This window comes from Rathayibacter sp. VKM Ac-2928 (genome assembly GCF_022815545.1).
Taxonomy (GTDB): Bacteria; Actinomycetota; Actinomycetes; order Actinomycetales; family Microbacteriaceae; genus Rathayibacter; species Rathayibacter festucae.
On the sequence record NZ_JALGRU010000006.1, the window covers coordinates 1 to 12,904 of the forward strand.

A 12,904-nucleotide genomic window follows, 5' to 3' on the forward strand; every position below is an offset into this window, starting at 1 on the left:
ACCTGGGTGGCCGAGCTCGTGCGGGTCGCAGTCGTGTACCCGTACTTCGTGCCGGTGACGCTGACGGTCAGCGCGGTGCCGGAGTCGGCGGAGGTGACGACGTAGCTGCTCCCCGTCGCGCCCGCGATCGCGGTGCCGTTGCGTTTCCACTGGTACGCCAGGTTGACGGGCTCGGGGCCCCAATTGCCGGGGTTCGCGGTGAGCGTCCCGCCGATCGCAGCGGACCCGGTCACGGTCGGCACCGAGTTCGTGAGCGAGCCTTCGGTGACGGGTACCGGAGCGCTGACCCGCGCGGACGGGGCGTACCCGGCCTTCGTGCCGGTGACGCGGACGCTGACCTCACCGTTGTAGAGCTCGTTGTCGCGCACGACGAACTGCGGTTCGGTCGCCCCGTTGATGGGAGAGGTCCCGCTCAACCACTGGTAGCTGAGCTCGACGGGCTGGGGTCCCCAGGTGCCGGGGACCGCGGTGAGAGTGTCGCCGACCGCGCCGGACCCGGTCACCGTCGGAGCTGCCGACGTCAGTGTCCCGACCTTGGTGAGCTGGAGCGTGATGGGGCCCGAATTGAACTCGAAGCCGGACACCTGGATGAAGTAGGTCTTGCCGGCCTGGGCGACGAAGTGCGTGTTCGCGCGATCCCGCGAGAAGCTGTAGCCGTCCGCCTCCACCGACTGGCCCACCGGGCACTCGAGGAGCTGCCCTGGAGTCGTGCCGTCGGAGGGATAGACGCCGACGTTCGCCTCGATGGCGCTGCTGCCGACGTCGGCGCGGACGGACGCCGTGGTGGTGGGCGTGTACTTGTACCAGAGCGACCCCATGAACGCGTTGTAGTCGCAGCCGGAGTAGGGCTGGTACCAGTTGAAGTCGACCTTCGCGTTCGTGGTGGTGATGGTGGCGGGCAGAGCGGTGACGGCCGTCGCAGTGGAGTAGGTCGTGTTCGGGATCGCGGCGCTCGAGGTGACGGTGAGGCTCGCCGTGCCCGAGGGAGCATTGCCGTCCCACGACTCGCGCGCGCTGACCTGGAAGTAGTAGGTCACTCCTGCCTGAGCCTGCAGATAGTTCGTGCGGCGGTAGTCGGTCTCACTGCAGCTGATGCGGGTGGCCGGCGTGACGGGTCCGTCGACGTAGGCGCTGACGAGGCTGTACTGCCCGGTGATCGCGGCCGAGAAGCTCAGCGTCTGGCGCTTGTCGGAGGTGTACTTGTACCAGATCGAGTCGTAGCCGTCGGTCGGGTACTCCGAGCCATCGGGGTCGGTCGTGCGGCAGTTCGCTTCCTCGCCCGGCTCGAGAGTCGCACCGTCGTAGGGGGCCCCCGAGGACGAGTAGGGCAGCGACGGGATGGTCGTCGCGTTCGCCCGGTCGTCGTTGATCGGAGGAGCTGCTGCGGCGCCGGTCTGGCGAGCGGACGAGCTCGGAGGAGTCGCGACGACAGGCCCCTCCGTGTGCCACGTCCCCGCGATGGTCGTCTGCGGCTGCTCCTCCGCCGATGCTGCGGCTGCCGGCGCGACCAGCAGTCCGAAGCCCACGGCGAGGGCGGTCAAAGGCGCCAGGAGGCGGGAACGGGCAGGCTGAGGTGAGGGCATGGGGACTCCAAGACGAGCGGCGATTCGGGTGATGGTGCTGCGCCTGCTGGTCGTCCATGGATCTGCGGTCCTGCGAAGGCAGCTCAGTGTGATGAGATTCACAGGGTCCGCAAATGACCCACTTCGGGGGGTCCGTTTTGTCCTCTTCTCGAGGACGGTCGCCGCTGTTTCCGCGTCGTTACTGGGGTGTGCCTCCCGACCGGCCCCTGGTTCCGCGGTGAACCGGATGGCCTCTCGGAGGAATCAGAGCGGAACTACTCGCCCTGATCTCGCCCTGCGTCCTTGCCCCGGGGACACGGAGCTGCGCCGAGCGGAAGGATCCGACAGCGAAGAGACATCAGGTCTCCGTCGCCCCCGCCCGCGAACCATCGCTTCTCGTCCTGGGCGGCGCGACGATGAGCCGGATCGCCCTGTGGTCCGCGCTACTGCAGCGGGTATGCGCGCCCGTTCACCAGCAGCGTGTCGCCCGCGGCGCTTTCCGGGCCGAGGTGGTCCTCGAGCGACGCGGCGGCCGTGTCGGCGGCGGCGCCCTGGGCGGCCACTCCGGTCGAGAGCAGCAGGCCGCAGGCCAGCGCGGTGATCACGGTGGTGCGGTTGCTCGGCATGCGGTTCATCGGCGTCGTCCTTGGCGTCGTGGGGGTCGCCGCCCCCGGGGTGTGGGAGCGGTTTCAGAACGCTCCGAGCCTACGGCTCCGACCCGATGCGCCGCCTGGCACCTTTCTGGGGTTCCCCTGTGCGCCTCGGCGGAGGCGCGCCCGATCGCGGTGGGCCTCGATACGCCCCGCTGGCTACTCGACCAGCAAGCGCGAGCCCGTGCCGAACCGCCCGAAGTGGTCTGCGCGAGCTGCATGCTGATCGAGTAGCCCGCATCGCGGGCGTATCGAGATCCACCACCGTCAGAACGGCGGCGGTGTGTCGACGAAATGCGGTCGCGGCCGCAGGTCCGGCGGCCGCCCCGGCAGCGGGGGCGGCCGGTTGCTGACGCGCCGCCCGGTCGGCGTCGTCCACACGATCGTTCCGTCGTCACCTTTCGTGTAGGTCCATCGGTCGCCGTGCCGGAGGTGATGATGCGCCGTGCAGAGCGAGACGAGGTTCTCGAGGGAGGTCTCGCCGCCGTTGCGCCACTCGAGGGTGTGGTCGGCCTCGCTGCGTGCGGCGGTGCGCAAGCAGCCGGCGAAGCGGCAGGTCTGATCCCGCAGCTGCAGGTGCAGCCGCATCCGTGACGGCGGGACGCGCTGGGTCCGGCCGACGGAGACGACGGCACCGGTGTCCCGTTCGGTGAGCACCCGGGTGAACGACGCCGCCGTCCGGATCAGCTCCCGCGCGACGTCGGCAGGGACGGGGCCGTAGCCGTCCAACTCCGCGGGCTCGTCATCGAGATCCACGGCCGTGGACGCCGCGAGCGTGAGCCGCACCTCCGCCCGGACACCGGGAACGAACGTCGGGTCGGGGCGGTCCTCGGCGTCGGGAGTGGTGCCGATGATGTCGCCGTCGCAGAGGAGATCCACGGCGACGTCCGCGCGAAGCTGCGAGAGCGTGCGCTCATCTCCCGCATCGCGCAGAGAACGGGCCATCCGGTCGGCGCGGTCGTAAGCCCCCATCACCGCAGGGGCCGGCCCGTACACGCACAGCGTCGCCATTCCGTCCACATCCGGCGTGACCCACACGGCCCGGTCCGTCCGGGCGCGGGCGTGGCGCGCCGCGAGGGACTCCTGGTGCAGTTCCTCCCGCCAGCGGCGCAGGGCGCGGCGCAGCTGCGTGAGCGTCATCGACGGCGCCGCTTCCGCGACGCGCTCATCGAGAGTGGCGCGGGACCCCTCGGGGAGGCTGCTGGCGGTCGCGCAGATCGCCTCCCCTTCCTCCCAGTGCAGGCGCGCCTGCGCGAGGAGGGCGCGCGTGAGCGGCAGGTGCTCGAAGAGCAGCTGCGCGTTCTCGAGACGCCGGGCGATCACCTGCTCCGACAGACCCTCCGCGACGGCGAGCTCCGCGCGGATGGAGCGCTCGACGAGATCGCGGGTCTCACCGGGGGTCGCGCCGCGGGCGAACGCGTCCGGGTGGGCGAGGGCGGTGCGGTGGAAGTCGTAGAGGTATCGGGCCTCGGCGAGACGCGGATGGGCGGCGGCGCGGGCGCTCGCGGCGGCGCGATCGCTGAGTGCGCGCAGGTGCGCGAGCGCCTCTTCCGTCGATCCGAACTCCGTCATACGAGTATTGAATCAAGGACTACCGTCACGCGGGCCGGCTCAAGGGCGCAAAGGGACGATCGGGGGCCGAACTGGGGCTGTGGAGGAGGCACTGCGCCGACGGGGAAGGTCTCGATACGCCCCTGCGGGGCTACTCGACCCGCATGAAGCGGAGGACCCTCGGCCTGGCGATGGCGGGTCTCGATACGCCCTGCGGGCTACTCGACCAGCATGATCACCACCACCCACACCAGCGCAGCGGCACCGCGTCCCCTGCTGATCGAGTAGCCCGCGGAGCGGGCGTATCGAGATCCACCGGTGTCGGAGCGGGAGGCGATCGGCCCCCGTGACGGAGGGGTGGGTCTCGATACGTCCCTGCGGGACTACTCGACCAGCATGAGAGAGAGGCGGGTCCTTCCCTTCCCTCGCCACCGGGCCGGGACGGCGCCGCGCGCACGCCCGCCGTAGGCTGGCCGGATGACGTCCCGGGTGCGCCTCCTGCTGGCCTCGTCGCATCCCGGGCCGACCGTCACCGTCACCGTGCTGGCGACCGTGCTCGCCGCGGCGTCCGGGCACGCACCAGGGATCGTCGTCCTCGTGGCGCTCGCCGTCTTCGCCGGGCAGCTCTCGATCGGGCTGGCGAACGACTGGATCGACGCCGACCGCGACCGCGCCGTCGGCCGCACCGACAAGCCCGTCGCGCTCGGTCGGATCAGCGTCGGCGAGGTCCGCGCCGCCGCACTCGGCACCGCCGCCGTCGCCGTCGTGCTCTCGCTCCTGCTCGGGACGGTCGCCGCCGTCGCCCACCTCGTCCTCGTCGCCGCGGGCTGGGCCTACGACGCCGGACTCAAGCGCACCGCGTTCTCCGTCGTCCCGTTCCTCGTCGCCTTCGGGCTGCTCCCCGTCGTCTCCGTCGCGGCGGGTGGCGGCCAGCTGCCGGCCTGGTGGGCGGTCGCCACGGGTGCGGTCTTCGGCGTCGCGATCCACTGTACCAACGTGCTCCCCGACCTCGTCGACGACGAGGCGACCGGCGTCCGCGGCTTCCCGCACCGCCTCGGGCTGCGCCTCTCCGGCGTCGTCGCGTTCGGCTCGCTGATGCTCGGCGCGGTGCTCGTGCTGCTCGGCCAGGTCGCCGGCGACGATCCGGTCGGCGGCCCGGGAATCGTCCTCGCCGTGGTCGCGACCGTGGCGGTCCTCGTCCTCGCGGCCGCCGGCATCCGCCTGGTGCTCACCGGCCCGCCGACCCGCACGCTGTTCCGCCTGGTGATCGCCTCCTCGCTCGTCCTCGTCGTCGAGCTCGGCCTGGCGGGCGCGCGACTCGTGGCCTGAGCAGCCCCGGCAGCCCGAGCAGCCCGACCGCCGGCCCTACGACCAACGCATCGAGTACACCCGCGCGAGCAGGTCCGAGGTCGGCAGCGCCAGCAGCGCCCGCAGCAGTCCCTCGCGCCCGAGCAGCCCCGCGCCGCCGGTCGGCCGCCCCGCCGCCATGTTCAGCTCGGCCTGCCGCGCCGCCCGCCGCGCCACCCGCATCCGCCGCCGGGCGAACGAGGGGAACGGCCCCGCCGCACCGCTGCGCACCGCGTCCACGAGCAGCGGCGCGAGCTCGGCCGCGTCCAGCCAGCCCAGGTTCATCCCCTGCCCGCCGATCGGACTGATCTCGTGCGCCGCATCCCCGATCAGCACCACCCGCCCGACGCCGATCCGCTCGGCCGCGCGCCGCCGCACCTGGAAGCCGCTGAGCATCGTGCAGGTCGCCGGGTCGGGCTCCGCGCCGGTCCGCGCCCGCACCACGGTGCTGAGCGCCAGGGCGGACGCCGGATCGGGCGCCGCGTCCGGCCGCCACGCGGGCGCCACCAGATCGTCACCCGCGAGCGCCACGTAGCGCCGCCGCCCGCCCGGCAGCGGGAACGACTCGATCACGCCGTCCGGCCCGACGTCGACGAGCGCCGACGACGCCCGCGCGGCCGGCTCCGGGTCGGCGAAGTCGCCCATCACGTAGGAGTCGGGGTAGTCGCGGCCCGTGCTGCGGATCCCGAGCAGCTCGCGCACCGCGCTGCGCGCCCCGTCCGCACCCACGACGAAGGCGGCGCGTACCGCCACCGGAGCGCCGTGCTCGTCCGCCCCGGTCGCGTCGACGTGGTCACGCCCGCGAGCGAGCCCGGTCAGCGAGACACCCGAGCGCAGCGCGCCGGGCGCCGCAGCCTCCAGCCGCTCCCGCAGGATCGACTCGGTCCGGTGCTGATCGAGGGTGACGACGTACGGATGCGTGCGCGAGGCCCGTGCGAACGACAGCGCTCCGAGCACCCGGCGCCGGCTCACCGCGACGCCCTCCGCGACCCGGACGCCCTCGGCGAGGATCCGCTCGGTGGCACCGACCTCGGCCATCGCGTCGAGCGAGGGCGGATGGATGCCGATCGCCCGCGACCCGGCGGGCACCGCGGTCCGCCGCTCCCAGACCTGCACGTCGACCCCGCGCCGGGCGAGCAGCGCGCCCAGCAGCACGCCGACCGGTCCGCCGCCGACGACCAGCACATCGGTCCGCTGCAGGCTCATCCCCCCATGCAAGCAGACGCGCGGGAGCGACAGGCCGGGGGAGAACGTCACGGCCCCGAAACAGCCCCGGCATCTGCGCTCCCTAGCCTGGCCACGGTCTCCGCGGTCGGCGCGGAGCACGACGCCGCTGAACGGGGCACACATGAGTGGGAACACGGTCCGCCGCGACGCGATCAAGGACGTCGAGGCCTACGTCCCGCCCGCGGTCGTCTTCGATCAGACCGAGGCGCCGGGCGAGATCTTCGGCTCGAACGTCTTCAGCACGATCGTGATGCGGCAGCGCCTGCCGAAGTCGGTCTTCAAGTCGGTCATGGCCACCATCGAGCACGGGGCCGTGCTCGACCCGCTGGTCGCCGACGCCGTCGCCTCGGCGATGAAGGACTGGGCGCTCGAGAAGGGCGCCACCCACTACGCGCACGTCTTCTACCCGCTCACCGGGCTCACCGCCGAGAAGCACGACAGCTTCTTCGAGCCGGTCGGCGACGGCTCGGCTCTGGCCGAGTTCGCCGGCAAGACCCTGGTCCAGGGCGAGCCCGACGCGTCGAGCTTCCCCAACGGCGGGCTCCGCAACACCTTCGAGGCCCGCGGCTACACCGGCTGGGACGTCACCAGCCCGGCCTACGTGCTCGAGAACCCGAACGGCAACACCCTCTGCATCCCGACCGTCTTCGTCTCGATGACCGGCGAGGCCCTCGACCACAAGACGCCGCTGCTGCGCTCGCAGCAGGCGATGGGCGAGCACGCCGTCCGCATCCTGAAGCTCTTCGGGCACGTCGCGCCGAAGCCCGTTGTCTCGTTCTGCGGACCGGAGCAGGAGTACTTCCTGATCGACCGGCACTTCTTCCTCGCCCGCCCCGACCTGCTGAACGCCGGCCGCACCCTCTTCGGAACCAAGCCGCCCAAGGGCCAGGAGTTCGACGACCACTACTTCGGCGCCATTCCGGAGCGCGTGCTCGGCTTCATGATGGACACCGAGCGCGAGCTGTTCAAGCTCGGCATCCCCGCGAAGACCCGGCACAACGAGGTCGCTCCCGGTCAGTTCGAGATCGCCCCGATGTTCGAGCGCGGCAACATCGCCGCCGACCACCAGCAGCTCCTGATGACCACGTTCAAGTCGGTCGCGAAGAAGCACGGGATGGAGTGCCTCTTCCACGAGAAGCCCTTCCTCGGGGTCAACGGCTCCGGCAAGCACGTCAACTTCTCGCTCGGCAACAGCGAGCTCGGCTCGCTCCTCGTCCCCGGCGACACCCCGCACGAGAACGCGCAGTTCCTGGTGTTCTGCGCCGCGGTCATCCGCGCGGTGCACCGCTACGGCGGGCTGCTGCGCGCCTCCGTCGCCTCCGCCTCGAACGACCACCGCCTCGGTGCCAACGAGGCCCCGCCCGCGATCATCTCGATCTTCCTCGGCGACCAGCTCGCCGACGTCTTCGAGCAGCTCGCGAAGGGCCCGGCGACCTCGTCGAAGGGGCGTGGCGCGATGCAGATCGGCGTCGACACCCTGCCGATCCTCCCGACCGACCCGGGCGACCGCAACCGGACCAGCCCGTTCGCCTTCACCGGCAACCGCTTCGAGTTCCGCGCGCCGGGCTCGATGCAGTCGGTCGCCGGCCCGATGGTGACGATCGCCACGATCATGGCGGAGTCGCTCGACTTCGCCGCGACCGAGCTGGAGACCGCGGTCGCCGCCGGCACCGACTTCGACACCGCGGTGCAGGACCTCCTGACCGCGATCATCACCGAGCACGGCGCGGTCGTCTTCAACGGCGACGGCTACGCGGACGCCTGGCCGATCGAGGCCGAGAAGCGCGGGCTCGCCAACCTGCGCACGACGCTCGACGCCCTGCCCGAGCTGATCACCGACTCCGCCCTCGAGCTCTTCGAGAAGTACCGGGTCTTCAACCACCGCGAGATGCACAGCCGCTACGAGATCGGCCTCGAGCAGTACGCGCTGTCGGTCGGCGTCGAGGCGCGGTTGACGCTCGAGATGGGCACGACCTCGATCCTGCCGGCCGCCGTGCGGCACCAGACCGAGGTCGCGCTGAACGTCGGCGCGCTGAAGGCCGCCGGAGTGGAGCCGGATCTCGCGCCGCTGCACGAGGTGAGCGCGCCGATCGCCGACCTGCGCACGGCGCTCGCCACGCTGAAGGACGCGCTCGCCGCGGAGCCGGGCCACACGGCCCTCGCCGAGGCGGAGCACGCCCGTGCCGCGCTGATCCCGGCGATGGCGGCCGTCCGCGAGGCGGCCGACACCATCGAGGGGCTCATCGCCGACGACCTGTGGCCGCTGCCGACCTACCAGGAGATGCTCTTCATCCTGTAGCCGGGCCAGGCCGATCGCCTCGCCCTGCTCGCCGCCTCAGCGCGCGCGGAGCAGGGCGAGGAACTCGTCGGCCATCGCCAGCTGGTCCTGCAGCTTCGCGCGGCGGAGCGACGCCTCCTCCTCGAAGGCGGCCAGCCGCGCGCGGATCGCGGCGGTCTCCTCCGGTGTCTCCGCCTGCTCCAGGCTGTCGACGACGCGCAGCAGCTCGGTCATCGCGTCGAGCGTGTAGCCGAGCGGCTTCATCCGGCGGATGAGCAGCAGGCGGTCGAAGTCGCGCTCGGTGTAGAGGCGGAACCCGCCCTCGGTGCGGCCGCTCGGCCGGAGCAGCCCGACCTCGTCGTAGTGCCGGATCGTCCGCAGCGACAGCGACGACCGGTCGGCGAGCTCGCCGATGCGCATGGTCGCCTCGACCTCCTCGGCCGTCAGCTCGGTGCTGTGCTCGTCCGTCATCTCGACTCCGTTCCGTCAACCCTCACGTTACGGTAGGTTGGTCCGTCGTGTCCGTCCCCACCAGCCCGACCAGCCTGCCCGGGCCCCGCCCCGCCGTCGCGAACCGCGCGATCACCGTCCTCGACGCCCTCCGCTCGCCGCGCCAGCTCTCCCGCGAGGTGCTCGCCGGCATGGTGACGACCCTCGCGCTCGTGCCCGAGGTGATCTCCTTCTCGGTCGTCGCGGGAGTGGACCCGATGGTGAGCCTCGTCGCGTCGATCGTCCTCGCGCTGACGATGTCGATCCTCGGCGGGCGCCCCGGTGTGATCACCGCGGCTGCCGGCTCCGTCGCGCTCGTCATCGCGCCGCTCGTCTCGGAGCACGGCGTCGAGTACGTGCTGCCGACGGTGATCCTCGCCGCGGTCATCCAGATCGTCTTCGGCTTCGCCGGTCTCGCGAGGCTGATGCGGTTCATCCCGCGCTCCGTGATGATCGGCTTCGTCAACGCGCTCGGGATCCTGATCTTCCTGGCGCAGGTGCCCCATGTCATAGGAGTGCCCTGGATCGCGTACGCCCTCTTCGCCGCGACCCTGCTGATCATCTTCGTCCTGCCCCGCTTCACCACCGCGGTGCCGGCTCCGCTCGTCGCGATCGTCGTCGTGACGGCCGTCGTCATCCTCGCGAACCTGGCCGTCCCGGACGTCGCCGACGAGGGACCGCTGACCGGGCAGCTGCCCGGCATCACGCCGTTCCTGGTGCCGCTGGACCTCGCGACGCTGCAGCTGATCCTGCCGACCGCGCTCAGCGTCGCCTTCGTCGGACTGATGGAGACGCTGCTCACCGCCAAGCTCGTCGATGAGATGACCGGCACCCCCTCGCACAAGGGCCGCGAGTCCTGGGCGCTCGGGGTCTCGAACCTGCTCGCCGGCTTCTACGGCGGCATCGCCGGCTGCGCGATGATCGGCCAGACCGTGCTCAACGTGAAGACCGGCGGCGCGCGCACCCGGATCTCGACGATCGTCGCCGGCGTCTTCCTGCTCGCGCTGGTCACCGGCCTCAGCTCGGTGATGGGCCGCATCCCGATGGTGGCGCTCGCCGCGGTGATGATGATCGTCGCGATCAGCACCGTCGACTGGCACAGCCTCCGCCCCTCGACCCTGCGCCGGATGCCCGTGCCCGAGACGCTCGTGATGGTCGTCACCGTGGTCGTCGTCGTCGCGACCGACAACCTCGCGCTCGGCGTGCTGGTCGGCGTGATCCTGGCGATGATCCTCTTCGCCCGCCGCGTCGCCCACGTCATCGCGGTCGAGCGCGCCCTCGCCGCCGACGGCGCGTCCGTCCGCTACACCGTGACCGGCCCGCTCTTCTTCGGCAGCAGCAACGACCTCGTCGACCGCTTCGCCTACTCCGACGACCCGGCCGCCGTCGTCATCGACCTCGGCCGCGCCCAGATCTGGGACGCCTCCACCGTCGCCGCCCTCGACTCCATCGAGACGAAGTACCGCGACCACGGCGCCACCGTCACCATCGAGGGCCTCGACGAGCGCAGCACCGGCTTCCACCGCCGCCTGACGGGCCGCCTCGGCAGCTGACCCGCGTCCGTGCTGAGCGAGCGGCCCGCGGATCGGGCCCTCTCATGCTGATCGAGTAGCCCGCGCAGCGGGCGTATCGAGATCCACCACCGTCAGAACGCGAGTCTGCAGCCCCGCCCTGCTGATGACGTCGGGTCTCGATACGCCCCTGCGGGGCTGCTCGACCAGCAAGAAAAGGGGCGCGGCGCGTCCTCTCCCTCGTCCAGCACGGTCCGGGTTGCGCGCGGGGGACCGAGTGGAGGAGCCTCGGAGGCCCCCGGAGTACGCTCGCGCGCACCCCTTCCGACGCTCAGCAAGGAGTACGACCATGACCGACGACGCTCAGGGCTTCACCCTCACCCGGCTGTTCGACGCGACGCCCCAGGAGATCTGGAGCGCGTGGACCGACCCCGACGAGCTCGCCCAGTGGTGGCACCCCCGCGGGCTGACCACTCCGCGCGACACCGTCGAGGTCGACCTGAAGGTCGGCGGCCGCTACGCCTACACGATGGTCTCGACCGCGAGCGAGGAGACCTACCCGACCGGCGGTGTCTACCGCGAGATCACGGCTCCCGAGAAGCTCGTCTTCACCTGGGGCGAGCCCGGCGACGCGGACGCGCCCGTCGTGACCGTGTCGATCCGCTCGGCCGGCGAGCTGACGCGCCTGACCTTCGAGCTGGCCGGCGTCGACGGCGAGCAGGGCGACGACTCGTTCTACGACGGCTGGGACCAGGCGATCGACGCGCTGGCCGACCACCTCGATCCCGCCGCCTCCGTCGCGGGCTGAGACCTTCGCCTCCCTGCTCGGAAGCGTCAACCCCTGGAGCGGACGCCGCTGCGCGGGGTTGTCTGGTGGGCCCGCTCGACTCCGAGACGCGGGAGAGACGGAGGGCGCCCTTGACCGCGCACACCAGCAGGAGCGGCGACCGCATCGCCGCCATCGAGACTTACGCCGACGACGCCGGCTGGCACAACCGCATCGCGGGCGCCGCCGTCCCGCTCACCCGCCACGACTCCCGCGAGGAGGCGGAGCGCCTCGGCGCCGAGATGGCGCGGCAGCGCGGCGGCGGCCACCGGGTCCTCGCCTAGCGGCGCTGCCCCGCCCCGCGCCCGCCGCCGCTGCCCAGGGCCTGCCCAGGGCGCGGTGACAGGCTGGCGGGAGCCGATGACGGCGAACCGGACGAGGGAGCAGTACCCGGCAGCACGACAAGACTGACTCGAAGGAGTGAGTCGTCGTGTCCTGGATCGTCCTGATCGTCTCCGGTGTCCTCGAGGCCGTGTGGGCCACCGCCCTCGGCAAGTCGGAGGGGTTCACCCGCCTCTGGCCGTCCGTGATCTTCGGGGTCGGCGTCGTCGCCAGCCTGTCCGGGCTGGCCTACGCGATGCGCGACCTGCCCACCGGCACGGCCTACGCCGTCTGGGTCGGGATCGGCGCCTCGCTGACCGTGCTCTACGGCATGTTCTTCGGCGGCGAGGGCTTCTCGCTCGTCCGCACGCTGCTGGTCCTCGGGATCGTCGGCTGCGTGATCGGGCTCAAGCTGCTGCACTGAGTCGGCGCTTTCCCAGGCGACGTTCCGCGCCAGCGCGTTGCAGGAGAACGATCGTTCCCCTAGGCTCGGAATCCCAGGGAGAGCGCCGGCACGGCAGGTGCTCCCCGCCCCGAAGGAGGAACCATGCCCACTCGTTCTGCACGCACCGCCTGGAACGGCTCGCTCGAGACCGGCGAGGGCCAGGTCGAGCTCTCGAGCTCGAAGCTCGGCACCTACGACGTCTCGTTCCCCAAGCGCGCGGCCGACGACGCCAACGGCTCGACCAGCCCCGAGGAGCTCCTCGGCGCCGCGCACTCGGCCTGCTACGCCATGCAGTTCTCGGCCGTCCTCGGCCAGGCCGGCGGCACCGTCGAGGCGCTCGACGTCCGCGCCGACGTCTCCCTCGGCCCGGACTCGGCCGGCGGCTTCAAGCTGACCAAGATCGCCCTCGTCGTCAGCGGCGAGGTCTCCGGCATCGACGAGGCCGCCTTCCTCAAGGCCGCCGAGGACGCGAAGAACACCTGCCCCGTCAGCAAGGCGCTCACCGGAGTCGAGATCACCCTCGACGCCACCTTCGAGGGCTGACGCTCCTCGCCCACGCACACGAGCACCCCGTCGCGCACTGCGGCGGGGTGCTTCTGCGTCCGGCGGGCGGATCCCGAGCACGTGCCCGCGCACAACATGAGCTGAGAAGGGGGTCCCTCCGCTGACAGAGGAGGCCGGGTGCTCTCAGCTGAGG

General features: G+C 71.8%; 11 protein-coding genes, 1 pseudogene and 1 riboswitch. Of the genes and pseudogenes, 7 read left to right on the top strand and 5 right to left on the bottom strand.

Features of this window, described 5'->3' with window-relative positions:
* The 3 genes and pseudogenes from MT350_RS18535 to MT350_RS18545 form a co-directional block, all read right to left on the bottom strand.
* Positions 1–1,583 (bottom strand): annotated as a pseudogene (locus MT350_RS18535) (hypothetical protein); the annotation flags it as partial.
* A 422-nt stretch (positions 1,584–2,005) separates the two neighbouring features.
* Positions 2,006–2,197 carry a hypothetical protein gene (locus MT350_RS18540; protein ID WP_243599710.1) on the bottom strand — a complete coding sequence of 64 codons (192 nt, stop codon included), beginning with the start codon at positions 2,195–2,197 and terminating at the stop codon, positions 2,006–2,008.
* A 282-nt stretch (positions 2,198–2,479) separates the two neighbouring features.
* Positions 2,480–3,784 carry an HNH endonuclease signature motif containing protein gene (locus MT350_RS18545; RefSeq protein ID WP_243616408.1) on the bottom strand — a complete coding sequence of 435 codons (1,305 nt, stop codon included), beginning with the start codon at positions 3,782–3,784 and terminating at the stop codon, positions 2,480–2,482.
* A 456-nt stretch (positions 3,785–4,240) separates the two neighbouring features.
* Between MT350_RS18545 and MT350_RS18550 the strand changes: the two genes are divergently transcribed.
* Entirely contained in the window at positions 4,241–5,092 is an 852-nt protein-coding gene (locus MT350_RS18550; RefSeq protein ID WP_243616409.1) for a UbiA family prenyltransferase, read from the top strand.
* 36 nt (positions 5,093–5,128) lie between these two features.
* Here MT350_RS18550 and MT350_RS18555 read toward each other — a convergent pair whose 3' ends face one another.
* Positions 5,129–6,316 carry an NAD(P)/FAD-dependent oxidoreductase gene (locus tag MT350_RS18555; RefSeq protein ID WP_243616410.1) on the bottom strand — a complete coding sequence of 396 codons (1,188 nt, stop codon included), beginning with the start codon at positions 6,314–6,316 and terminating at the stop codon, positions 5,129–5,131.
* Between the two features lie 142 nt (positions 6,317–6,458).
* Here MT350_RS18555 and MT350_RS18560 point away from each other — a divergent pair, with 142 nt between their 5' ends.
* Positions 6,459–8,636, top strand: a complete 2,178-nt coding sequence (locus tag MT350_RS18560; RefSeq protein WP_127888167.1) for a glutamine synthetase III — start codon at positions 6,459–6,461, stop codon at positions 8,634–8,636.
* Positions 8,637–8,672: 36 nt separating this feature from the next.
* On the opposite strand, the gene MT350_RS18565 is transcribed toward MT350_RS18560, so the two are convergent.
* The gene (locus tag MT350_RS18565) at positions 8,673–9,086 is read right to left on the bottom strand and encodes a MerR family transcriptional regulator (protein WP_160086759.1); all 414 of its coding nucleotides are present in this window, start codon (positions 9,084–9,086) and stop codon (positions 8,673–8,675) included.
* A 74-nt stretch (positions 9,087–9,160) separates the two neighbouring features.
* Here MT350_RS18565 and MT350_RS18570 point away from each other — a divergent pair, with 74 nt between their 5' ends.
* The 5 genes from MT350_RS18570 (at position 9,161) to MT350_RS18590 (ending at position 12,750) form a co-directional block, all read left to right on the top strand.
* Positions 9,161–10,657 (top strand): SulP family inorganic anion transporter, encoded by a 1,497-nt coding sequence (locus MT350_RS18570; RefSeq protein WP_243616458.1) that lies wholly within the window; start codon positions 9,161–9,163, stop codon positions 10,655–10,657.
* A gap of 307 nt (positions 10,658–10,964) precedes the next feature.
* Positions 10,965–11,423 (top strand): SRPBCC domain-containing protein, encoded by a 459-nt coding sequence (locus MT350_RS18575; RefSeq protein ID WP_243616411.1) that lies wholly within the window; start codon positions 10,965–10,967, stop codon positions 11,421–11,423.
* A gap of 110 nt (positions 11,424–11,533) precedes the next feature.
* Complete coding sequence (locus MT350_RS18580; protein WP_243599715.1) at positions 11,534–11,725, top strand: DUF2188 domain-containing protein; 192 nt, start codon at positions 11,534–11,536, stop codon at positions 11,723–11,725.
* 67 nt (positions 11,726–11,792) lie between these two features.
* A riboswitch (guanidine-III (ykkC-III) riboswitch) is annotated at positions 11,793–11,858 on the top strand.
* Positions 11,859–11,871: 13 nt separating this feature from the next.
* Complete coding sequence (locus tag MT350_RS18585) at positions 11,872–12,186, top strand: multidrug efflux SMR transporter (protein WP_123444485.1); 315 nt, start codon at positions 11,872–11,874, stop codon at positions 12,184–12,186.
* Between the two features lie 123 nt (positions 12,187–12,309).
* Positions 12,310–12,750 (top strand): OsmC family peroxiredoxin, encoded by a 441-nt coding sequence (locus MT350_RS18590; protein WP_123444486.1) that lies wholly within the window; start codon positions 12,310–12,312, stop codon positions 12,748–12,750.
* Positions 12,751–12,904: the final 154 nt, after the last annotated feature.